Consider the following 24,270-nt stretch of genomic DNA (forward strand, 5'->3'; position numbering starts at 1 on the left):
GATGTCTCTGGCGGTTGAAGAAATCTTCAACGAGTGGACGCTGCCGATCTGGCTGACATTATCGGTGTTGATTGCCGCGTTGCTATATGTGCGTGGCTGGTTTGCGATCCGGAAGACACGCAAAGAACAGTTCACCGATATGCACCTGATGTCGTTCTTGTCAGGGCTGGCAATACTGTGGCTGGCGATCGGTTCGCCTATGGATGGATTTGCTGATGCGTTGTTGAGCGCGCACATGATTGAGCATCTGCTGCTAATGTCGGTGGTGCCGCCGTTGCTGTTGTATGGCATGCCGGTGGTGCCACTGTTGCGTGGATTGCCGCGCGTCGTAGTGAAGCGCGTTGGCGGCCCGCTGTTGAGGCGGCGATGGCTGCGTGCATTGGGGCATGGATTGGTGAAACCGCCGGTAGCGTGGCTGTTGATGAATTTGAGTCTGCTGGGGTGGCATGTGCCGACAGCTTACAACTTCGCTCTGGAGCACGAGAACTGGCATGTTGTGGAGCATCTGTGCTTTCTGAGCACGTCGCTGCTGTTCTGGTGGTGCGTGCTGCGGCCTTGGCCTGCAAAGAAAGAGGAGCAGAACTGGGGCATTCTGCTGTACCTGGTTACGGCTGATGCGGTGAACACGATGTTGTCGGCATTTCTCGCGTTCTGCGGGCGGCCAGTCTATTCCTACTACCTAACGCACGGGAACCTATTTCAGGTGTCGCAGCTGGATGACCAGGTGCTGGGCGCAGTGGTGATGTGGGTTTTCGGATCTACGGTCTTCCTGGTGCCCGCGGCTATGATCACGATGCGGCTTGCGGGGTTTCACAGCCATGAACGCCGGGCTCGAGCCTAACTGGATATCGACTGTTCTGAAGTTTCATCCGCGTCAATTTCCTCTTCAAGAATCAAGCTTGTGTTTTCGGTGGTTTTGCGGCTGACTTCCATAGTTGCGTTCGGACTGAGGTATTTGCGCAGGTCGAAGCTTGCGGCGTGAGCGCGTCGGATAGCCGATGCGACCTCTGCCTCAATGAGAGCGAGGGCGCGTAGATTGCGTGTGGGTTCTTCGGCTATGGCCAGGAGTGCGGGAAGCTGAATCCAACAGAGAAGCTCCTCGAAAAGTTCTTTGTTGAAGTACAGTTTGCCTTCGTGTTCGTTTACACCGACGAGCCAGCGGACATCGGGATCGGACCAGAACTCTTCAGAGTCGAAGGTAGCAGTTGGATGATCGGACTGCAGCTGCAGAACATATACCATTGCGGCGTGATGCCAGGTCCGGGCGGGCTCCAATCCGATAGCTGAGAAGACCTCGGCGAGGGCGGAGCGCAAGTGGAGTTGCTCGAAGATGGTGAGATGGCTGCCTTTGGCGGGTACGCTCTGGAGAGTGATCCACGCGAGGACGGGAGCCCAGGTGCGCTCAAGCGAGATGCCTGGCGCGTTACTCGGAAGCACGAGCCGGATTGCAGAAGGCCAAGCGTCGGAGAAGCTGCGCTCCAGATGGGGTAGACGCGCAGCGGAATCGGCGAGGGTAGTCGAGGCTGCTGCGTAAATCTGTGCGAGAGACTTGGTCGGTGCAGTAGCCGCTGCGGAGCTCGAATTGGTTTCTTCGTTGTGTGTCAGAGAAGATTGCACTACAGCTTCGTGCAGCTCTTCCGGCAGGTGTTCTGCGATGCGTTCGAATACCTGACTGCTTTGCTCGAGGAATGCAGCCAGGCGAATGTCGAATCCGACGCGTATCGCGGTCGCATCGGATTCTGTCGGTTGTGATGGGGTCTCGATTATCGGCTCGGTTTCAGAGATGGCTTCTGAAAGTGGGGCTGTTTTTTCGGCAGCCGTCAAGGGAGTTTCGGTGGCCGGTTTCGCGGCGGAATCAAGTTGCTGCTTTCCGATCTGTGCTGCAAATCTGCGATGCGGGTCGGCAGCAACCTCGGCGAAGCGGTGAATATTGGTTAAGCTGATCGCTTCGCGCAGAGCCTGGCGAACAGGACGGAAACGTAGTTCAAGGAGAGCTTCGTTTACACTGGGAACGCCGCGACCGGCGAGTGCGTCGCAGAGCGCATCCCATGGCTGCTCGGCGGTGGAGTACAGCTCACGCCAGTTAAGCAAGACGACGGTCTGGTAGTTGCGAAGGTCGAGCGTGAGACCGTGATGATAGAAATCGGAGGCGCGGCGAAGGTATTCAAGATCGCCGTGCGTATCGCGATAAGCGAAGATGGCACTACCGTTATCGGTGAGAGCCAGGCCTGTTGCGAGTGAGGTCTGACGCAGGTTGCCGCTGGACTTGTCCATGGATGCGGCGGAGGTGTGGATAGTGCCGCGCGTGCCGCCATAGCGATTGTTATAGATGACGAGGGAGCGCTGATCGTTGAGGCGGTTGGAGTAAACGAAGACATTCTCGTCTACGGTGCCGTGGTCGGTCCAGAAGTCGTAGAGAACGAAGTTATGGCTCTCGGCGAAGAGCGCGCGGTTGCGCAGCAGTGGGGCGATGAAGTGCATGTGACCGCCGACGAGGCCTTCATTGATCTGCTCCTTCATGCGGGCCTGTTTGAACTCCATCCCGTAACGTTCTGTGTAGCCCTCGATCTGACCATGCGCGAACATGGGCAGTCCGGGAAGCGTAACCAGCATGGTGCAGACGCCGAAGTATTTGTCGCCCCATCCGAACTGGTCGATGGCGGTCTTTTCATCTGGATTGCTCATGAAGTTGACGTAACGCTTCATGATGTCGGGATCGAATTCGATGGTTTTCTTCAGGTAGGAGCGGAACTTGGCGTTTTCCTCGTCACGCAGCATCACCATGAATGCACTGTTGTAAACGCGGTGCATGCCGAGGGTGCGAACGAAGTAGCCTTCGAGCAGCCAGAAAGCTTCCGCAAGCAGCAACGTGCCGGGAACTTCGGCGGCGACGCGGTCTACGACTTCACGCCAGAATTCGTGAGGCATGAGTGCGTCGAAGGCCTCCTGCGGCATGGCGTATTCGGCACGCGAGGGAATGGAGCCGCCTACGCCGGGCAATGGGAACCAGAGGCGCTGGACATGGCGCTTGGCGAGGACCATGGCGGCGTCAAAGCGGATGATGGGGAACTGGCGCGCAACGTGGAGGATGGTCTGGATGACGTGTTCGCGGATGCGAGCTTTGGAATAGTCGAGCTGCGCGGTGTCATTCCAGGCAAAGGAGGTGCCGTCGTTGCCGTGATAAACAAAGCGGGTCGAGCCGTCGTGATGATGGCGAAGGCGAAAGACGACGGCGGCGTCGGACTGATCGTAGTAGTGGTCTTCGATCTTGATTTCGGCGCGCGGGTCAGGAGAGATGTCAGGTCCGTTGAAAGAATAGGCCGGATAAGGGCTGTCGGGGCGGGAGATAAACCATTCGGGATGGTCGATAACCCATGGCGAGTCGATGCCCATATGGTTGGGCACCATGTCGCTGGCCAGGCGTATGCCGAAGGCTGCTGCGCGGTCACGAAGATGGCTATATGCCGTCGTGCCTCCGAGGTCTTCGGCGATGTTGTATTCCTTGAGGGAATAGGCAGAGGCCACGGCATCGCTGTGGCCGCGCAGGCGCTTGATGGTGCGGGAGGCGATGCTACGTTCCCAGAGGCCGATGAGCCAAAGGCCAGTAATACCGCGTTCCGCGAGCAGGTGAAGCTCTTCATCTGGAATGTGGTCGAGATGGTGGATATGGCGGCCGTACTTCTGCGAAAGTTGCTCAAGCCAGACATACGTACTCTTGGCCATCAGGACGACATTGGGCATCCAGCTTTGATCTGCGCTGAAGGCTTCATATTCGGTCAGAGGAGCTTGATAGTCGTGATCGTAGCGGCGGCGCCGGACACCGTCTGCATCGATGATGTATTCGCCGCCAAATTCCTGATCGAAACCGACGTATTCGTCCCCGATGAAGCCTTCACCGCCGAAACCGGGAGCGGCGTGACGATGCCAGTCTGGTTGAGGAGGGTTGAAGCGCATCCAGATAGCGAGGTCCTCTTCGCGGACTACGTCGATAGCAAGAAGAACACGACGCAGGTCTTCGCCGAGGTAGCGGGACCAGTTCTCGCGGATGAAGTCGAGCTGGCCCGTGAGAGAGTCGGGCGCAGAGCGCATGGGCGCGGAGAGCGCTTCGAAGAGGCTGCCTGCCTCGGGGGCGAGCGGCGGGCGGGTTCCGAGGTAGGCAGGTAAGCCCGAGGTGACGCCGGGGTATGGCGTCGAGGCTTTAAGCGCGGAGTCGTCGAAGAGTTCGCGGAAATTGCTGAAGGCTGGGTTGATGTTGGTGAGCCAGAGCAGCATGAGCTCTTCGAGAGCTACTTCACGATTAGAGCGATTCTCAGTGTTGCCGGCGAGCCACTGGCTGGCGCTGAGATGACCCTGGTAGACATCGACGGTCGGAAAGTGCTCAACAAAGGAGAGAAGAAGATGATCGACATTTTCTGGACCAACCTTATCCGCGAACCAACGAAGCGCCTCAGAAAGAACGGCAGGGTCGACCTCTTCGCGGTAACGAGCTACCAACGCGTGATTCAGCTCATCGATCAGTCCCATGGCAAAAAGAGCACCGCCGTTGATGATCTTTTCCGGAGCGTTGCCTGGGAGATGGAGCGCATTGAACTGTGCAGCCAGCTTGCGAGCCGCAGCCACATTGGCAAAGACCACGTTGCCCGTATAGCTGAAGAGGAGCCCGTCGAAGTCGAGTTGAGAACGAATAGCTCGGGAAATATGAAATTCCATGAAAACAGCTCCGAAAATCCTGAATTGCACACACTCTGGCGACTGCGAAGCGCAAGAGAAAGAATGATGCTACAACGGCAGCACGACTATTGACTTGCTGAATTGTATTCCTGCGGAAATGACGGTCGGTGCTATCTCTACTCTATGAGGGTGTTTTTCGAAGGCGTCGAATTTCCTCAACCTCGATGGCGCGCTCTCTAAACGAGATCCGATCACTGTGTTACACTTAAGAAGTTGTTTAGCAAGATACTTGCGGCAGCTCAATCCCTGAGCAGCCCGGTTAAATAAAGAACCATTCTTGGGGACGTAGCTCAGTTGGTTAGAGCGCTGCCCTGTCACGGCAGAGGTCGCGGGTTCGAGCCCCGTCGTCCCCGCCATACAAAACAAAGAACTTAAGTTTGTATGGCTCCTTCAGTGACAATCCACAATCCGATCCACAAATTACTGCACTAGACGACTTCCAAGTCCTACTGCGTCTAGGAAAGCGCCCTGCGCTGCTTGCTTTTCGTCGCGATCATCCTGCGTGTAGAGATTCATGGTCGTGCGGATATCGCTATGCCGCAAGATTCCCTGAACCGTTTTCGGATCGACCTTCCCCTTATTCACGAGCCAGGTGCTAAGGCTGTGCCGCAGGTTGTGAAGACCGAAGCGTTGGCCCTTTGCAAGTACGATTCCGGCGCTGATTGCCGCCGGACGCAGATGGTCCTGCACGAAAGTCGATGCCCTGACTGGGACCTTGCCGTCCTTGATTAGCGACGGAAAGACGAAGTCGTCGATTTTCGAATAAGGGCTCTGCGCGCGCCATTCCTTCAAGTATTGCGCCAGTACCGGATGCATCGGCACGTAGCCGTTCGATGCCGCCGTCTTCGTTTCACCGTCGTGCCCCTTGGCCCATCTCTTCGATACACGGATTTGCTCGTCGGTCCACAGGATGTCTGACCAGCGCAGCGAGACGATTTCAGACGCGCGAAGCGCTGTAGCAGCACAGGTCAGGACAAGCGTGTAATGGAGCGAGTTTGTCAGTTTATTGAGGATAGCCAGGGTTTGCTGGGGTGTGATGACGACTGCCTTGTAAAGGGACTGCGAACGCGTTTCGACATGCTCTACTGGATTTTTCTCGATGCGCTCATGCAGGATTCCGACCTTGTAGATGCGGTGCATAATTCCACGAATCTTTGAAACGGTCGTCCATGCCAGTCCGTTTGCGGTGTGAAGCGACTTCAGCCAACGCTGAATTTCCAGAGGCCCGATGTCGCTCGCGAGCTCATTACCCCAGCGGGCAATAAGGTAGTCCCGAACGTAATGCTCCACAATCGGGATGGTGTTGACTGACTTTGGACGGACGGCATCTTCGCCAAAATCAGCCTTTAGGTAGTATTCCGCAAGAGTGTTGAAGCGAATGCGCGTTGCAGATTCTTCACTGTTGATCCGGATAAGCAAGCCGAGCCTGTCCACCTCGCGCCAGGCAGCCTTCTCACTTGGAAAATCCCTGAAAAGACCGACCGGCAAGGTGTTCTCCTTGCGACTGCCATCCGCCGTGTTGAGCCTGTACCGCAGCATCCAGACATCTCCGCTCTTGCGGGACACAATTCTGAGAGATCCTCTCTGATATGCCATAACGTCTCATTTCAGTGAGGAACGCCTAATGATTGGATGATACGCTCGTTCGCTTTCCGGTTGTCGTCGCTCTGATCCGACGCTTGGCTTGCCGATACAAGCGGCGAGTTCGGAAAGACGGAATACCCATGTTTTCCGTACATCGCCTGTTCCGATCGCATAGGCACCGGAGATTCCGCGCCGCGCGAGTTCAATGAGAAACCGTCTACTGATTCCGACGAACTTGGCGGCTTCCTGAGCTGATACGAAGGGTTCGGGGACCATCACAATTCCTCCGGTCAGCGATTCATCGCTGATAGGAACACGTTCGCAAGCCCGTGTGCCTTCCGATGATTTTGTGTCACAGCATTTGCGGAGTCCAAGACTTTGAAGCAATAGAACTATTGCTTTTTTCTATTGCAGGCACACCGGGACTAATTCAGAGCGGGTACCTGAAGGTGCCCGATTGACAGTCTTGATTCATCCAAGGGACTCTAGTTTCGTCGTCGATTTTCACTGGGGCCTGCGCGATGTGCTTCTGCCAAAACTATCAGCCAGGAGATCAAACCTGTGTCGGACCTACTTGAATTCAGGCTGCTCAAATTCATCGTGGCGATCGCGGAAACGGCCAACTTTACGCGAGCTTCCGAGCGGTTATTCTTGGCGCAGCCAACACTCAGTCAACAGGTCATTGCTCTCGAAGAGGGGATCGGAGTTCAGATTTTTGTTCGACGACGGGAAGGCGTAAGTCTGACGCCGGCTGGGCAGATGCTCTACGCTTATGCGCAGGAGGCGCTGGAACTTCGAGATGAGGTTGTAAGCGCAGCTCGCGCGATGGATCGAGGCGAAATACCCGTCCTGCGCGTAGGCCTTTCAAGCTTTATCAACCCGGATTCCGTGCAATCATTGCGCCAAGCGTATACGCGTCTCTTCCCTGATAGTCCGATCCAAATGACGGGCGGTCATCCGGCACAGCTGCTCGACAGGATGGAAGGAAAGTCCCTCGATGCGGCGATCCTGCCACTGCCCGTGACTGGAGCGAATTGGGTTGTATCACATGTCGCATCCGATCCTCTCGTAGTCTGCATGAGGGTGGACGATCCCTTGGCGTCAAGCCACGAGGTGCAACCATCGGAACTGGCAGGTCGGCTGAAAGTGTTTCGCGACCCGGAGACTCATCCTGCTGCACACCATCGCCTAATGGAAATGTTATTGGAAATCGGGATTCGGCCGGAAGCGTCGTGCCTGGCAGCGACGCCGGCAGACATTCAGATGATGGTGCAAAGCAGGTGTGGTCTTGCGCTCATCGACGAGAGAATCGCACTCGCATCCGACCTCACCTCCAGGCCAATTGCGGGAGCACGGTGGACGGCGGACACGGCATTTGTGCATCACATGAGCGCAAGTCATATTGCCCTCTCAATTCTCCTTCGACATCTTCCCAAAGCCAAGCGGACGACCGCCCGCAAGATGCCCACGCACCAGCGCCCATTGAAACCGATTCAGCTGGAACTGATGGCATAGCGAACTGACGGGCTGGTTCGATGGCTGCCGATCCAGAACACGCGAAGTGATCGTCTCAAAGAGTGATTTGGCCTGTGATTAACAGTTGCAAATATTGGGGCTATGCTGAGTAAAGGCACCAGCAATAGTCAGACCCATCCACCCGAGTTGTGTCGTTCCTGCCTTCGTGGGGGATCACGGCAACAACATTTCTTGGACCTTTGCCGTTGGGATATCGAACGAAATCTACAGCGTTTCCCATGCCGTACGCCTGCCGCGAACCGTCTGAGAACACGACGGTAAAGATTGTGTAGCCCATACCCGACTCCCCATTTCTATATATTTCGTTCGCAAACTGAGCCGGGAGACGGAGTGGGCTCTCCGCTACCTCCGCAATGTCCTCCATCTTGATCCATCTCTTGCCGCGATCATTCTCTGGATACACACCCCAGTACTTGATATATGGATTCTCTGACACGATATAAACCGTATCGCAAGCCTCGCCGGATTTAAGAACTGCGCGACATGGGTAATAGAGGAGTTCACCGTCGTGGCTCGGTTCGATGCCTTTCAGCGCCTCCTGGACGTGGGGAGGCAATGGGGAGTATGTAACGTGTTTCTCTAGCAATTGTTCCTGCCACATGCCAGGCGCTGATTCCAATTCGTAGATGACGTCTCCCTGGACGGAAAACGTAATGCGACGAACCAAATCAGTTTGACCGCCGCATGCTACTTGCTCCTCTGATGGCGGAAAGCGAAGTCTATCGGGGAGCTGGAAAGCTCTCAACGTCCCGCTACCTTTGATACGTACAGATGAACGTATAGGGAACTTCGCGCTCTGAGGAATTCTGTCCGCAGTCATGCCTTATTATCGCTCGCTTGGGGATGACTGACGCATAATCGCCGAGTCGCTTATTGAGCGGAGCTCAATGGCGCAGCTTTGGTGTGAATCGGTGAGACCTATGAGGGGGCAATCCTCCGAGCAAATCCGCTATTGGCCAAAGCAATAGCGCCATAGATAAGAAGTCTTGGACGAAAAATTCTGACGGCATTACCTTCCGAAACATGACGGCAAAGAACAATGCCGTTCGGAGGAGCCAATGCCCCAAATATCCCACACCTTTGTCCCGCTTGCAAAGAAACGGAAACGATTCGTCTCTAAGCCCAACCCCTACCACCTCGCACGCTTGTTCGCACCTTACCTATTCGCGATGGCATTTGCCACCGCAGCTCACGCGCAGGGAACGATGGACTTCTCGGGCGCACAAACACTGATGTCAACCTTCAAGACGCAAGTTCCACGAGATCCACCAGGTACATGCTTCACCGACCACGACCGAGGCTTTGAACCGCATCGGCGCACTCTATGCGATCGAGGAAGAGATTCGCGGCAAGCCTGTCGAGCATCGATTCACGATCCGCCAGTCGCGCGCCAGGCCACTGCTCGATGATTTGCGCAAGTGGATGGAAAAGACGCTTCGCTCGCTTTCGGCCAAGAGTGAGACTGCGGCTGCGATCCGCTATGCACTCTCTCGCTGGCGAGCACTGAACCGTTACACGGATGATGGCCTGCTCGAGATCGACAACAACGCGGTCGAACGGGCGCTGCGTGCCGTTGCCCTTGGAAGGAAGAACTTCCTCTTTGCCGGATCCGATAACGGCGGACACCGCGCCGCCGCCATGTACACCCTGATCGGCTCAGCCAAGCTCAACGGGCTCGATCCGGAAGCTTACCTGCGCTCAGTCCTGGCTCAGATCGCCGACCATCCGATATCTCGCATACAGGAACTTCTGCCCTGGAACCTGGCTGCTTCTCTCCAGACCCACTCTTCCCAGGCTGCTTAGACACTCATACTAAGCGTCCATCTAAAAATAGATGGACACCTATTAAGAGACTTCCCACCCCGTCAAGGGTGGGACAATCGGACGCTTACTGTCCACCTGACGCCATGCCGTTTTCTCTGTTGGTAAATTCCTGAGGAGACCCACAGGCAAAGTGTTTTCCTTGCGGCTGCCTTCCGCTGGGCTGAGTTGATACCGAAGCATCGCAAATTTGCGAGACACGTTTCTGAGTGATCTCGTCTGATATGCCATAACGTCTCATTTCAGTAGGGAACGCCTAATGATTGGATGATGTAATCGCTCGCCTTCCAGAGGTCGACGCTGAGCCCCATCGCTCCGCTGACCGATAGCTGTGGCGAGTTCCGAAAGACGGAAAACCCATGTCTTCCGCAAATCTGAGTGTGCCGGGACATGCATTACGTTGTGGACTTGAGACATCCGTCACAAGCCCCTTGCGATGGCGTTGTTTCACGTTAAGGGGCACGAGAAAATATATATCCAGTCGTCGAGTCCGTGAGAATGTGAAAATCCAGAGGGGATTTTCAAAGAGTGTGGAAGGGGGGATGAAATGCATTGCAACAAGAAAGATCAATTAGTCGAATCCGTGAGGTAATGCGGCATTGCGTTGGGAGTCGACCGTCAAAACAATGCAGAAAAGCTCTAGCTAGCGGCATTCAACTGATTAGGTACATAGATGTCGGCAATGGCGATTTTTTCCGATAAAAGCAAAAGACCTCCGCAAACACAAGCTACGCAGTCTGTATTGATATCGTGCACAGGGCGTTACGGCGACAAGAAGGGAACGATCTCTCGGCGCGGAATCATCCTTTTTGCAGTCTTTCAGTGAATCTCGGTCGTAATTCGTGACTGTGCTACTTCACAATAAGCGTGACCGTTCCTGAATTTGTCACCTGATGAGTCTGGGGTGGCGAAGTCTGCGTCGATCCTCCTCCTCCGCATCCTCCTGCGGCAACTACCATCGCGGCAACAAGTCCGATCGAGACGATGAGCCAGACACGCATCGCTCGCCGCCGTTTCCTCAGCGCGAACGGAGCCAGCATGATCGGCAACAGGACGAACCCTGTGGCAGCGCCCGGCAGCATCTCCGTAAAGACCGCAGTGATCTGATACGTGCCGCTCGGAGTCGTAGCCGCCGTCGTGATCACCAGGGAACTGCTCTGTGTCGAATAGCTGCATGCCGCGCCAACCGGCAAGTTGAGGCAGTTTACGCTGACGTTGGTTGCAGACGACGGCAGTGTCACGGCATACGTTGCAGTACTGCCCGCGGTCACGGTCACAGTGGGCGACGGGAACGAAGGAAAGCCATTACCTCCGGCCGAATCGATTTCGAATTCCAACGTGTTGGACGTCCCTCCGCCTGGAGCCGGTGTCTGTACGCTCACGGAAGCAATTCCAGCGCTTGCCACATCTCTTGCCGAAACCTGCGCTGCCAGTTGCGTGGTGCTTACGAACTGGGTCGTCATCGCGTTCGCGCCCCACAGGATCGTGGACGCCGGAGTGAATGCGGTTCCGTTCACCGTCAGCGTAAACGCCCCTGCGCCCGCGGATACGAATGCCGGGGAGAGGCTGCTCAACGCCGGCGCAGAGGGGTTGGCGCTGATGACATATGCCGCGCTCGCCACGGAACTAGGATTGTATCCAGCTGCCAGGGCAATGGCGTTGATCGTTTCTGAAGAGCTGACGGCGATGGGTCCGGAATACAGCGACGACGACGACGTGGGCGTGCTGCCATCCAGGGTGTAGTAGATGGCGGCATTCGCGGTAGCGTCGGTGATAGTCACGTTTGGCGCGTAGTTATATGCGCCACCGGGAAGACTGAACACCGGAGTAGCCGCGCTCTGCGCTGCGAACATTACTTTACGAACCCGGTAGTTGTAGCTGTCTGCGAAATAGAGGTTGCCGGAGCCATCGAAGCCGAGGCCCGAGGGGCCGTACAGCTCTGCTGCAAGCGCGGCTCCCCCGTCCCCGCTAAAACCGCCGAAGCCTATACCTGCAACCCGGGCGATGATTCCCGAGCTTGCATTGACTTCGCGGATCGTGCCCGGCCAGTTGGAGATGTACAGGTTGCCGGCAGAGTCCAAGCCAATCCATTCCGGATCGATTTCCGCGCTGGTTGCAGGGCCCCCGTCGCCGGTAGCTCCGAAGATCTCGCTAATCCCTGCGACCGTCGTGATTAAGCCGGTCGAGGCAGTCACTTTGCGCACAGTTCCAGTTCCCCAGGCGGTGAGATAGATGTTGTCGTTGGTATCGACCGCCAATACACTTGGGCTCTCGATTCCGGCACTGGTGGCAGTTCCTCCATCGCCACTCAAGATATTTGTTCCATCTCCGGCAACAGTGGTGATAATGCCGGTCTTCGCTGATACCTCGCGAATCACGTAGTGTTCTGTGTCGGCAATGAAGATGTTGCCGGCAGCGTCGACAGCAACGGCGATGGGAGCAGCCAGAGAAGCGGCAGTCGCCGGGCCGCCGTCGCCTATGTTCCCTTCGGCCAATGTTCCATTTCCCGCAACCGTGGTGATGATGCCGGTAGCCGCGTTGACCATGCGGATTCTGCCATTGACAGAGTCCGCTATGTAGAGATTGCCTGTGCTGTCGAGTGCAATCCCCATGGGCTCTGCGAGAGATGCACTGGTGGCCGGGCCGCCGTCGCCGCCAGATCCAGCGTATCCACTACTGGAACCGGCAAACACCGAAGCTTTGCCGGTAGCTGCCGAAATCAGCCACACAACATTGTTGTAGATATCCGAAACATAGACATTGCCCGCCTTGTCGACGGCAACGCCCTGCAGATAATTGAATTCCGCGTCAAGCGCAGGTCCGCCGGCTCCAGAAAATCCGGAGACCCCGGATCCGGCAATGGTGGCGATCTGCGGCGAAGACGCTGCGATCGTGTACGTAGCCGAAGCCACCGCGCTGGTGAGAGAGCCGGGCGCCGTGGCGATCGCCTTGATCGTCACCTTGCCGGCGACGCCGATCGGCAGGCTGTACCCGGGCGAACTTCCAGTTAGAGGAGTACTTCCGTCGACGGTTACGTAGATGGATGCTCCAGGTGTAGCATCCGCGACGGTCACGGTTTGCAGACTTGCGTAAGTGCCGCTGGATACGCTGAACGTGGGCGTAGCGGCCGGAGCACTCGGCGCCGCTGCGGTAAATACTTCGCGGATACGATTGCTTCCTTGGTCGGCGATGAGAATATTTCCCGCGTTATCCACCGCGATGCCTTGTGGAACACACAGCGATGCGCTGGTTGCGCTTCCGCCATCGCCTCCATACGATGCGCACTCAGAGCCATTGCCAGCTACCGTGGAAATATTCCCGGTGCCTGCAGCTACCATGCGAATCACGTTGTTTCCAGAGTCGGAGATATACAGATTCGAGGCATTGTCCGTGGCGACTGCGACTGGCTCGCTGAGTTGCGCGCTCGCCGCCGGTCCGCCATCTCCTGAATAGCCCCCTTGCGGATACCCATTCACCACCTTGACCACGCCTGCCACTGTCGAAATGGTGCTGCTGCCGGTGATGACGCCACTTGTGGCCGTAATTTTGCGAACAACGTCGTTACCGCTGTCTGCGATGTAAAGGTTGCCGCTCTTGTCGAACGCCAGCCCCTCGGGATTGCGGAAAGAAGCGCTGCTGGCCGGTCCGCCATCTCCGGCGTATCCGTTCATGCCATTTCCCGCGATTGTCTGGATGATCCCGTTGCTCGCCGTTACTTCGCGAATGCTTCCGGCTGTTTCTTCAGAGAGATAGAGATTACCGGCGCTGTCCATGGCCAGGCCTGTCACGTAGCCAATGCTGGCAGCCGTCGCCGGTCCGCCATCTCCCAGAGCCGTTGCATTCGGGTTGCCGGTATAGGTGGTGATGATGCCGCTTGCCAGGTTCATTTTCCGAATCACTACATTGCTGTCGTCCGCGATGTACAGATTACCCTGCGAATCCAGCAGCAGCGCTTGTGGATATGCCAATTCCGCGTTCGTTGCAGGCCCTCCGTCTCCTTTGTATCCGACCTTGCCTGTTCCGGCAATTGTGGTCACTACTCCCGTATTCGCCGCCACCTTTCGAATGACATGGTTATCTGAGTCGCTGAAATAGACATTGCCCGAGCCGTCCCGGACAGCATTGTACGGATAATCGATTTGTGCAAGCGTTGCAGAACCGTTGTCGCCCAGGTATCCGAGCGTTCCACTGCCGGCAATCGTGTAGATGAACGATGTAGAAGAGGATCCGATGACATACTGCGCTGATGCCGCAGGGCTCAGCGAATAGCCGTATGCAAGGGCGGCCACCACCAGAGTCTCGGAAGAAGAAACAGCAATGGGACCGGTGTAGAGATTGGAGCTCACCGTTGGAGGGGTCCCGTTCGTTGTGTAGTAGAGCTTTGCTCCCGGAGTGGAGTCGGTGACTGTCACCGTCTGCTGCGCGGCGTAGTAGCCGGACGCCAGCGAAATCGTTGGGGTAGCCGTCGCAGGTAGTTGCAGAGAATACTGCGCGTACGCGTAAAAGCTGTTCGCGTAGCCCGTTTCGGTCGCGTACGCCTCGATCGAGGTAGCCCCTGCGCCGGACACAGTGATGGGGCCCGTATAAGGTACGAATCCACTCGTCGAGAGCGCTCCCGAGGCCCAATAGTAGATTGTTGCTCCTGGAATGGACTCGCTCAATGTAATCGTCTGTACCGATGTGTACGTGCCCGCTGCAGGCGAGAATGTCACCGGCGCCAGCCCCGGCGACAGCGCAGCGGTGATGGAATCGCTCGCCGGGTAGTTACCGTCTCCCGAGTAGCTTGCCTTCACGTTATGCGTTCCCACGCCCACCGGTGCAATTCCATTTACGGTTGCGGTGGTCGTCTGGCTCGGCTCGGCCAGCAGGATGGACGCCGTCTGGCTGTACCGTGTCAGCATTGCCAGGTCGGCAACGCCGTCGCTATTGAAATCAGCGGCGGCAAGGGCAAACGGGCCGACTGTGGTCTGGCTTACCGTCGGAATGGTGGTTGTTTCTGCAAATGTTCCGTTCCCGTTACCCAGAAACAGATCGATCTGATCGTTGTACGTATCCAGCCCCGCCAGGTCCATCTTGCCGTCGTGATTGAAGTCCCCCATCAACAGACTTTCGCCGGAGCCGGAATTGTTGCTGGTCGGTCCGTTGAAGCTCCCGTCTCCGTTTCCCAGATACAGCCCCACCCCGCCGCTATAACCAAAGGCCAGGTCCAGCTTGCCATCTCCATTGAAGTCGCCGGCGACAATGGAATAGGCAAAGGAATCGGCGGCGAGCGGTGTGGGCGTTGCGAATGTCCCGTCTCCCTTGCCAAGAAACACCATCGCGCCGCCCGGCCCGAAATACTCGCTGGCCACCAGATCTGGAATGCCGTCGCCATTAAAGTCTCCGGTCGCTACCGTACTAAATCCTTGATCCGATGCAAGATTCGGTCCGAGGATCTTAAAGGTTCCGTCGCCATTGCCCAGAAGAACGGTGACTCCACCGGAATTGACATAGTCGCCTACGACAGCGAGGTCCAGCTTGCCGTCTCCGTTGAAGTCGGCGCTGACCATGGCTCCTGTGATGCCATCGCCACCCACAATGCCCTGTTGAAATGCCAGACTCGTTTGCGGCGCGGCAAAGGTTCCATCTCCATTTCCTAACAGCGTCACCACAATGCTGGACGACGTACTGTTTTCCCAGGTAAGTACCGCCACGTCCGCCTTGCCGTCTCCATTGAAATCGCCGCAGACGAGATAACCGTTCTGATCGTTCGAGAGCGCCAAAGTGGTTGCCGGACCGGCCGTGAAGGTGCCATCTCCGTTGCCGAAGAAAATTGTCAACCCGCTCGGACCGTTGTAGGTTGAGATGGACCAGAGAACGGCCAGGTCCGGGATGCCATCGCCGTTGAAATCTCCAGTCACCTGAGCCATAGGGTCGTTATCGAAGGTTGGAGTCTGCGAAATCTCCCACCCCATTCCAGCCTGACTCGTACCCAGAGATGCTGTCCCCAGCACCGTATTTCCAAAGCTGGTATCGATGAATGAGACCTTCCCGGTCAACGGCGCGGTTCCGCCAAATCCGTCCACCGTCGCGGTCAGTGAGTACTGTCCCGGGTTTCCCTGGACGGCGATCGCTGTCTGATCGGTATAAACAGGCTTGGGCGCCGGACCGACGGTGAGCGAAGCAGCACTCGACGCACTGCTCATGCCCCATCCATCCTCAACAAAGATGGCCTTGTAGCTGTGCTGGCCTGCTCCCGGAACGAATTGGAAGGACGCCGTTCCGTTGGCGGAAAGTATCGCCGTTCCCAGCAGGTGAACATCCGTGCAGTATGTCGCCGTAGCATCACAGAAGTTGACTTGCCCAGCCGTGACCGCGCTGGCCCCGGCTTTTACCGTTGCGGTCAGCTTTACCACCGTGTTCGGAGCAACGCTGGTCACCGCTTTTCCGCTGGAAGTAATACTCAGCGAAGTTGTTGTCGCAGGAGGCACGCCCCACAAAGGAATGGTTCCTGAAAAACTGGCGTTGTATTGGTTATCTCCCCCGTAGTTCGCATCGACTTGATGCTGGCCGGCAATGGGCAGGGATACGTTCGCTGTCGCCGTTGTCGTTTCTGTCGGTTTGGTGAGGTATACCCCGAGAGAGCTATCGTAATAGCCGCCGGCAACGATATCCGGGTATCCATCTCCATTGAGATCGCCCACGCCAACTTCGAGATAGTAAGGAACACTGAGACCCGATACGACCAGAAAACTCTTGCTGGGTGAGCCGCTCCCATCGTTCAACAGAACGGTGGCGGTCCCGTTCGAGTCTCCCAAAACCACGTCCGGCGTGCCGTCCTGGTTGAAATCTGCGACCTGGATCCAGGTGACGGCCGTTTCATTCGAACTCGGGCTCGAGGACGGCGCGTTGAAGGTGCCGTCTCCGTTACCGGTGAGTATCGTCACCGTCTCGGCGACGCCCCCCGAGCCGCCCGTCGCGACCGCCAGATCAACCTTGCCATCGCCGTTAAAGTCCGCTACGGCTACAGGAGAACCAGGACTTCCCGAATGCACTATCCCCGCCGCTGCAAAGGTGCCATCCCCGTTTCCAGTAAGAATAGCAATCGTGTCACCGCTCTCCGAGACTGCCAGATCGGCCTTGCCGTCTCCGTTAAAGTCTCCTGTTGCGATGCGGGTCGGAACGTCGGAGATCGGAGGCAGGGTTGCTTGCGCGGTAAAGGTCCCATCGCCGTTACCCCGCAGAATATCCACCACCGCATTCTGAGTGTCGATCACCGCCAGGTCGGGAATGCCATCGCCATTGAATTCTCCGGTGATGATCTGCGGGATATCGACGAGGGTGCCGGGTACGGTGGCTGCAACCGGTGCTGCGAAGGTGCCATCCCCTTTTCCCAGCAGAATCGATATCACGTTCGAGCCGTACATCGGTACGGCCAGGTCGGGAATGCCATCCCCATTGAAGTCGGCGACAACGATCGGGTAGTTGGTTGGCCCCTGCAGGGAGGGAGTGGCTGCCTGAGTAAAGCTCCCATCACCGTTGCCGAGGTAGATCGAAACGTAATTGGAACCCAAAATCAGATCGGGAATCCCGTCTCCGTTGAGGTCTGCCACCGTCTCGAAATAGTTGTCCAAGCCGCCCGGCAGCGATTTCGGATTTGGCCATGCGATGCCAGGAGCAGCCGCTCCCAGCTGTCCTGTTGCCAGCACCGAATTCCCAGTGCTGGTATCCAGAAACGATACGGGGCCGGCAATCGCTATAGTCCCTCCGGCCTCGGTTACTGTCGCGGTAAGCTGGTAACTTCCCCAACCTCCCGTTTCTGCAATCGCTGTTGTGCTTGCGAGGGTCCCTACGGTCCCAGTTACCGTCAGTTGTGTAGCAGCAGAAAAACTCGCTGCTTCGCTGGTTGTTCCCGGAAAAACTGCTTTATAGCTATGCGAACCGATGCCCGGCCGAAGCTTCAACACCGCCGTGCCTGCTGATGTTACCTGCGCCACGCCCAATACGTGAATATCTGTGCAATACTCCGCTGTCGCGTCGCAGAAGTTTACCTGACCCGCATAGATCGTTCCCGATGCTGGAGTTACCTTTGCCGTCAGCGTGACGGTCGTTCCCTTGGTGACGTTAGTGGTGCTGCCCGTTCCAGTGGTGACTGTCAATGTAGTTGTGGTGGACGTCTTACTTGCCGCTTCGACCGGAATGGCCCAATCCATCGCTGACGAAGTTACCCAAAAGCCAGTCAACATGATGGTAAGCAAGGCAGCAATGTGTCGGAGTTGCAACCCAAGACGCAAAACATCCGCATGGCAAACACGCGCAAACAGCTTAGTCATTCAGACCATCCCCCGATGGAAGCGAAAAGATTCCGTGCGCTATGAGAATGCCACGGCCCCGATTTGCAAGATTGTTGCGAAAGTGTAGCATCTAAACCTCGATTCGAGTAAGGGGTGTTTTATCAACAGTTGAAGAACGCTTGCCTAAGGGCAAGTAGCATCGGGCCAAACTCTTTGTTTCGGTCAATGAGCTAGTAATACGAAGAATGCCGCCGGAGCCTAAGTGAGAGGATCAAGCGCCAGTTTCGAATCTGACGCGCCAACAACGCAGTCAGGAACGAATTACTCCCCTGGTTGATCTCGCGATCATGGATTTTATCGAGTGTTCGGGAACCTTAATTGGCGATAACAGTCAGTATGGAGTGACCGGCGCCGATGCGCTGATCGTGGGTTAGGCTGTGTCTTCAAAAGAACGCACAGTTCAGAGCCACAAGCGGAGGGGAGCAGGTCATGCACGAGAAGTTGCGATTTTTAGGTTTGGATGTCGATGCGGAGACGATCGCCGCAGCGATCGCAGAGCCGGATGGCTAGGTGCGATGCCTAGGAACTATCCGGAACCGCGTGGAATCACTACGCAAGCTAATCAAGAAGCTCTTGACCCGGCGGAAAAGATGAAGGCCCGCTATGAAGCGGGAGCGACAGGCTACGTCGTGTACCGGCAACTGGCGAGGTTGGGCGTTCACTGCGAGGTGGTGGCGTCTAGGCCGGTACCGATTAAAGCAGGCAATTGAATAAAGACGGATCGGCGCGTGACAGAGAGCGCCGCCACAAAAGTCCAGGTCTGGTTTATCTGCTCGACCACATTGAGCTGACGGCCGACGATCGAATGAAATCCGCCGGTTTAGAACTTCATTCGACGAAGCAGCTCGATGGGACTAGATCTTGGCCGAGCCACATCTGTCGTGGAATTGTGCTTTGGCCTTCCATGAGAAGACCTTTAACACGATTCCTGAACCCACCATTCTCGAAGCGGGCGTCGATTGGAGTTTTTAACGACGTCCTATTCTTCGCCGAGCCAAAGCGGTTGCGGTCGACGATGTGCTGGATCCGTATTTACTGCTGCCATCCGGGGTATAGCTGGCGCTGACCGAATCGCCGGCAGTTAAGGAAAGACCGGTATACGGGACGGAGATTTGAGTCCCGCTCAGCATCACTCCAGTGTTATTACTGAAGCAATTGGAAACCACTAAATCGGGAGTGCCGTCGAGGTCGATATCTCCTACTGCGGAAGAGTAAGGACCCGTACCAACCTTGAACGGGCCGGAGAGCGTATACGTCGAGCCTGAAGGTATCAGCAGGTCGACCGAACCATCGGTGTAGTTGGTGACGACAAGTTCTTCAATGCCGTTGAAATCTGCAAAGTTGACGTCATCGGGCCCTTTGCCAACGCCGGTGACCTTGGGAGCTGCAAAGGTGCCGTTGCCGTTGCTGTTGTATACGCTGACGGTATCGTCGTTGTAGTTGGCAACGGCCAGTTGCAGGCTGCTGCCTGAGCTCTGCATCGCAAGCGCCTCAGGGCCTGAATGTACGCCGCTGCCTACGGTGAACGAAGTCTTGGTAAAGGTCCCATTCTCGTTATTCAACAGAGTGGTGACCGTCCCGTCGTTATAGTTGGCCACGGCCAAATCGGTGTACCCGTCTCCATTGAAGTCGCCGGCTCGAATAGCAACCGGATCGTGTCCGACTGAGATGGCCGGCGATTGCAAAGTTAATGATCCCGAGCCGTTGCCCAAGAGGATGCTCACGTTGTTGTCGTTTCCGTTGACTACCGCGACATCCAAATGACCGTCGTGGTTGAAGTCGCCGGTGGTAAGCGACAAGGTGTAGTTCGTCGCCGAGCCGACGGTGTAAAAGGTGGGTGTCTGGAAGGTTCCGTTGCCATTACCCAGAAGGACAGCGATCTCATTCACGTTGAAGCTGCCCACGATCAGGTCGAGCGTGCCGTTGCCGCGCAGGCTTACCAGATGAGCCTCCGCCGGACCAAAGCCTGTGACTATGGGGATGTCTGTCGCCGCCTGGAAGGTTCCGTCCCCGTTGCCCAACTGCACGCGGATCGAGTCGGTCTGGTAGAGTGACGCGATCAGATCGAGCTTGCCGTCGCCGTTAATGTCACCGAGCTCGGTCCAGTCGGGAAGCGAGTTTGTGCCTGTGCTGGTAGTTACCTGCGGCTGTACCGCCGTGACAGCATTGGAAGTATTCAGCGTAACTGGAGCTGTGATCGGGTTGCCTGTAGTCAGGTCGGTGAAGGCAAGCTGTCCGCTTGGCGGCGTCAACCCAAAGCCGAAGACATCAATGGTAGCCGCGGTTGCGCTTAACGAGGCGAGCGACGTCAGCGATTTGCCGAGATTTGTCAGCTGGAAGTTGTTCGTTAACGAGCCAGCACTGGCCTGCACGTTGTATGGACCGCCCGGAATACCGTTGGCAGTCATGAAACCGGAACTCGCCTGTCCGAGGCCGTTCGTCACTGCGGCAGTGGTCGTTAATGCATTCGAGAAAAGCAGACTTGATGTGAGCCCCGTCGGCGCAGTAAAAGTCACCGTCACACCGGGGACCGGATTTGAGCCGGCATCGGTTACCAGTGCGATCAACGGGTTTACGAAGTTCGTATCAATCGTCGCGCTTTGATTATTACCGCTGCTTAGGGTCACGGCGGTCGGCACTTGCACCACGGTCACGACATCAGTCGACGACACGGCCGTAGCCGAACTGGTATGAGTCACATCGCCGCCACCCCATGCGTTCGCGGTGTTGCTTACCAAGATCGGTGAATTGGCCGGTACGTTCACGACTAGGAAGATCGATGAATTGGACCCACCGGATATCCCCGCTGTCGTAGTGCAAGTGATCGCAGTGGTGCCGCTGCAACTCCATGCACTGCCTGTGGATGTGTACGAGTTGAGCGTGTAGCCTGAGGGCAGCGAATCCGACACAGAGATAGTGCCGTAGGTTGAGCCGGAGGATGCTGTGTTTTGCACGTCTATGTTCCATCGGGCCGTCTGGCCCTGCGTGAAGGTGCCCGTATGGGTCTTCACAACTGCCAGCACCGCAGCCGGCAAAATCGTCACTGAGTCGGTATTGGAAGTTGTGGCGTTGGCTCCGCCGCCGCTTACCGAGACCTGGTTCGAGATACTTGTGGTGGTGCTCGCGGTCGGGCTTACATTCACGTCGATCACCAGCGCTGGGTAACTGCTGTCCTGGGCCACGGCGGAGTCGTTCTGGCACGTCACCGTCTGTCCGACCGCTGAGCAGCTCCAGCCGGTGCCCGAGAAGCCCGCGTAAGAGAAGGCAGAGTTCAGCGTATCGGTGACGGTAAACGCGTTAGCGCTGTTCGTCGTGGGATTGCCCGTCGCGCCCGGTCCGTTGTTGGTAATGCTGACTATGAACGGCACGTCCTGCTGGCCCTGTGTGAAAGTAGCAGTGTGTGACTTGGTCACAGATACGGATGGCTGATTCACTGTGATACCCACGCACCAGCCGGAGAGGTTGCTCACCTCGCCCCCTCCAGTGGGGCCGCCATCATCCATGTAGAGACTCCAGGTTCCGTTTCCGTTATAGGTGCTGGAACTGGTGCCACCAAAAACTCCTGCCTCATTCGCGTTGCCCAGAATAGCGGTCCCGGTGGTCGCAGCTTTGTTGGTCGGAGTGAACGGGTTCGAAGCCAACGGCGGTCCCACCGGCGGGTTGGCGCAATCGCTTGCATTGGGCGGGCATTGCGGGTAGGTGAGGCTCGTGTTCAAGCTCGTCGGCTTGAAGCTGCCGGAAGAAGAGAGATTTCCGGTGACCAGACTTGACGCCGTATCGGAGAAGGTAAGGTTGATTGTTGGGGCTGAGGAGACATTGGTGCCCGTCAGCGAGAAGAAATCGAGATTATTGCCGCTCGGGCCAACCAGCAGCGAGAGCAGATCACCCTGATCTTTGGTGCTGAAGTTATCCAGAGAGACCGTCACCGCATTCACTGTGCCCGGCAAATTAGTCACGAAGATGTTCGAAGGATAAGGCGAAGCCGCGCCCGCGTCGACGCCAAGGCCCGGGACCGTGATTGCGCCAGTATTGCAGAACGTGTACGGCCCGGCCCCCGATCCAGTACTGGGATTGGTCGTCGCTGTGTCAACGCGTTGGTCGAACGTCGCAGAGCTAATACCGAACTCGGTTCCAGTGTCGGTCCCGCTGTAGCTGGCGACGATATGGTGCGTGCCTTCCGCCAGCGTTGTGCTCAGCGTCGCCACGCCATTTGAAACTGCGCCAGAACCCAGGTTGGTGCTGCCGTCGACGAAGGTGACCGTGCCCGCATTCACTGTCAATCCAGAGCTGTCGGTGACAGAAACCGTGGCGGTGAGATTGACGCTAGCCGTTGTGGCGGGCGGGGTGAATTTAGCTGGATTCGGTGATCCGCTGACTGTCGTCGCGGTCGGATGCGCATTCACCTGCGTTGTGAAATTAAGGCACCAGGAGCCGATCGTCCCGAGGGTTCCACTTTCGATTATCCGGTTGTCGAGATACAGGCTCCAGGTACCACTCACCCCGCCGCCTCCGAACTCAGTTAGGAAGGTGCCCGAACCGGTGGGAGCGGCAGTGACGAAGGACGTCGGCGCAGGAGAGGGGAACAAGTCTGAATTGCTCGAGCCTACCTCATCGTGATTGTCAGTCGGCAGACAGGTGGAGCAGGTTGGAGCGGAGAATGCAGGAATCTGCGATGTACCCGTGTCAGATAGCGTAAGAGAACCGCTGCTGAAGGGGTTCCCCGCCCAGGAGAGAAACTCGAAGGCGTTGCCGGAACTCGAGAGATTCGTAGTGTTGGAACCAGGCGCCTGCAACAGAAAACCAAGGTCGTCCAATTCTTGGCCGTTCTGCAGATTGAAACCATTCAGGCTCACAGTAACGCTCTCGATGGTGCCGCTGAGAGTAGGCTCAGTGTCGCCGGGAATGTTTGTAGGGCCCAGAACGATCATTGATGGATACGGAGTCCCGCCGGCGTTGGACGAGACCGTGATTCCTCCGGTGTTACAGAAAGTCCCGTTGCTCGGGTTCGTCGCGTGGTTGACCGCGATCTGGCTTTCTGTGTTCGAGGCGGCGCTGGCCGCGAATCCAGTTCCACCGTTGTAAACGGCATCCACGTTGTGAGTGCCTTCGGTTGCGAATGTTGTGGTAAGGGTGGCATTTCCCGACGAATCTACGCTGGCAGTCACGAGATTTGTGTTGGTGGTATTGTCATGCAGCGTCACCGTGCCAGTCGTCGCAGGACCGCTATTGTCTGATTTCTCCACATGAGCAGTGAAGGAAACAGAACTCCCGGTCCCCGACGTAAAGGCTGGGTTCGGAGAGCCCGCCTGCAGTGTCGTTGTAGTGGCAGCATTGCCGCCTGTAACGACGAACGTAATGCTCCAGGACGAGATAACCGTGGGGTTATCGTCGTTCCCTTGGTCCACGGCAAACAATCTCCAAGTCCCGTTCAGACTCCCGGCCGCATTTGCTGTCCCGCCGGTGAGAGACCCGAACGTACTCGTGAATGTGCTGGTGCCCGTGCCGCCCGTACCGTTGCCCGCGATGCTATATCCCGAGCTTCCAGGACCCGGCGAGGGGAAATTATCCGCCGTGCCGGCGTTGTAGTGGGCAGGTTGGTAGGCGGACGAAAACGGGGTGGGGCATACGCTAGCGTTAGGAAACAGAGCGCTCGCCGAATCTTCAAGCGTCACCGTGAAGCCGCCATTGGAGGCAGCCGTGACCATCGCCTGGGTCGTTCCGCAAGCGTCGGATAGCATGTCCAACATGTGTGTTCCGTCGGGTGACTGGATGAGGAGCGCGGGATCGATAAAGCTTTGGTCCAGATCGAGGGCGCTGTAGGTGATCGTCACCGACATCGACGTTAAGGTACCGGAAAGGCCGCTGACGGTGATGCAGGCGGCATTGGTGCAACTTGAGGGTGCAGCCGAACTTGGGTACACAGAGGGGACCGTGTTGCCAGAGCCTTGAGTGATACTGATCGACCCTGAGTTAGAGAATGTCTGCGCACAGAGGATTCCGGTCGACAGAACTAACAGAAAGCTTAGGGATATGACAGACCGAACGGCCGTCTTCGCTCTCATTTCGTGCATATGTTCCCTCCGAGGTGTGAGCGCTGCTACACTTCACCTACTCCAGGCCAGGCTTGGAATGGCAATTGGACCGAGATGAACCCCTCGCATGTGCAAGTTGAAATTGTGGGAGTGACGTGCAAGCGGGGCTGGAACGCGGGAAGTGTAGCACAACCAGTCAAGACAAGGAATAAAAGAAAAAAGCAGCCTTCGCA

General features: G+C 56.8%; 8 protein-coding genes, 1 tRNA gene and 1 pseudogene. 5 read left to right on the plus strand and 5 right to left on the minus strand.

Translation table 11 applies throughout. The features are described from left to right. The first annotated feature begins 1 nt into the window (after window position 1). A complete protein-coding gene (locus OHL22_RS00270; RefSeq protein WP_263332014.1) occupies window positions 2–841 on the plus strand; it encodes a cytochrome c oxidase assembly protein in 840 nt (279 codons plus the stop codon). On the opposite strand, the gene OHL22_RS00275 is transcribed toward OHL22_RS00270, so the two are convergent. Further along, the gene (locus OHL22_RS00275; RefSeq protein WP_263332016.1) at window positions 838–4,710 is read right to left on the minus strand and encodes an alpha-amylase family glycosyl hydrolase; all 3,873 of its coding nucleotides are present in this window, start codon (window positions 4,708–4,710) and stop codon (window positions 838–840) included. The genes OHL22_RS00270 and OHL22_RS00275 overlap by 4 nt on opposite strands. 300 nt (window positions 4,711–5,010) lie before the next feature. Between OHL22_RS00275 and OHL22_RS00280 the strand changes: the two genes are divergently transcribed. Then, window positions 5,011–5,087, plus strand: a tRNA-Asp gene (locus tag OHL22_RS00280). A 64-nt stretch (window positions 5,088–5,151) separates the two neighbouring features. Here the strand turns inward: OHL22_RS00280 and OHL22_RS00285 are convergent. Then, window positions 5,152–6,327 carry a tyrosine-type recombinase/integrase gene (locus OHL22_RS00285; RefSeq protein WP_263332018.1) on the minus strand — a complete coding sequence of 392 codons (1,176 nt, stop codon included), beginning with the start codon at window positions 6,325–6,327 and terminating at the stop codon, window positions 5,152–5,154. Window positions 6,328–6,876: 549 nt separating this feature from the next. On the opposite strand from OHL22_RS00285, the gene OHL22_RS00290 reads away from it, so the two are divergent. Further along, complete coding sequence (locus OHL22_RS00290; RefSeq protein WP_263332019.1) at window positions 6,877–7,830, plus strand: LysR family transcriptional regulator; 954 nt, start codon at window positions 6,877–6,879, stop codon at window positions 7,828–7,830. Window positions 7,831–7,930: 100 nt separating this feature from the next. Here the strand turns inward: OHL22_RS00290 and OHL22_RS00295 are convergent, their stop codons facing one another. After that, window positions 7,931–8,518: a hypothetical protein gene (locus OHL22_RS00295; RefSeq protein ID WP_263332021.1), complete on the minus strand. Its 588-nt coding sequence runs from the start codon at window positions 8,516–8,518 to the stop codon at window positions 7,931–7,933. A 575-nt stretch (window positions 8,519–9,093) separates the two neighbouring features. Here OHL22_RS00295 and OHL22_RS00300 point away from each other — a divergent pair. Beyond that, window positions 9,094–9,654: pseudogene (locus OHL22_RS00300) on the plus strand (IS66 family transposase); the annotation flags it as partial. 869 nt (window positions 9,655–10,523) lie between these two features. Here the strand turns inward: OHL22_RS00300 and OHL22_RS00305 are convergent. Next, a complete protein-coding gene (locus OHL22_RS00305; RefSeq protein ID WP_263332023.1) occupies window positions 10,524–17,984 on the minus strand; it encodes an FG-GAP-like repeat-containing protein in 7,461 nt (2,486 codons plus the stop codon). Window positions 17,985–18,520: 536 nt separating this feature from the next. On the opposite strand from OHL22_RS00305, the gene OHL22_RS00310 reads away from it, so the two are divergent. Further along, the gene (locus OHL22_RS00310; RefSeq protein ID WP_263332025.1) at window positions 18,521–18,715 is read left to right on the plus strand and encodes a hypothetical protein; all 195 of its coding nucleotides are present in this window, start codon (window positions 18,521–18,523) and stop codon (window positions 18,713–18,715) included. A 258-nt stretch (window positions 18,716–18,973) separates the two neighbouring features. Here OHL22_RS00310 and OHL22_RS00315 read toward each other — a convergent pair whose 3' ends face one another. Continuing rightward, complete coding sequence (locus tag OHL22_RS00315; protein WP_263332027.1) at window positions 18,974–24,076, minus strand: beta strand repeat-containing protein; 5,103 nt, start codon at window positions 24,074–24,076, stop codon at window positions 18,974–18,976. Between the last annotated feature and the right edge of the window lie 194 nt (window positions 24,077–24,270).

Source organism: Acidicapsa dinghuensis (assembly GCF_025685685.1).
Classification (GTDB): Bacteria; Acidobacteriota; Terriglobia; order Terriglobales; family Acidobacteriaceae; genus Acidicapsa; species Acidicapsa dinghuensis.

Excerpts from the sequence above, each read along its gene's own strand:
- OHL22_RS00270 (WP_263332014.1), top strand. The coding sequence starts at position 2 with ATGTCTCTGGCGGTTGAAGAAATCTTCAACGAGTGGACGCTGCCGATC.
- OHL22_RS00275 (WP_263332016.1), bottom strand. The coding sequence starts at position 4,710 with ATGGAATTTCATATTTCCCGAGCTATTCGTTCTCAACTCGACTTCGAC.
- OHL22_RS00285 (WP_263332018.1), bottom strand. The coding sequence starts at position 6,327 with ATGGCATATCAGAGAGGATCTCTCAGAATTGTGTCCCGCAAGAGCGGA.
- OHL22_RS00305 (WP_263332023.1), bottom strand. The coding sequence starts at position 17,984 with ATGACTAAGCTGTTTGCGCGTGTTTGCCATGCGGATGTTTTGCGTCTT.
- OHL22_RS00310 (WP_263332025.1), top strand. The coding sequence starts at position 18,521 with ATGCCTAGGAACTATCCGGAACCGCGTGGAATCACTACGCAAGCTAAT.
- OHL22_RS00315 (WP_263332027.1), bottom strand. The coding sequence starts at position 24,076 with ATGCACGAAATGAGAGCGAAGACGGCCGTTCGGTCTGTCATATCCCTA.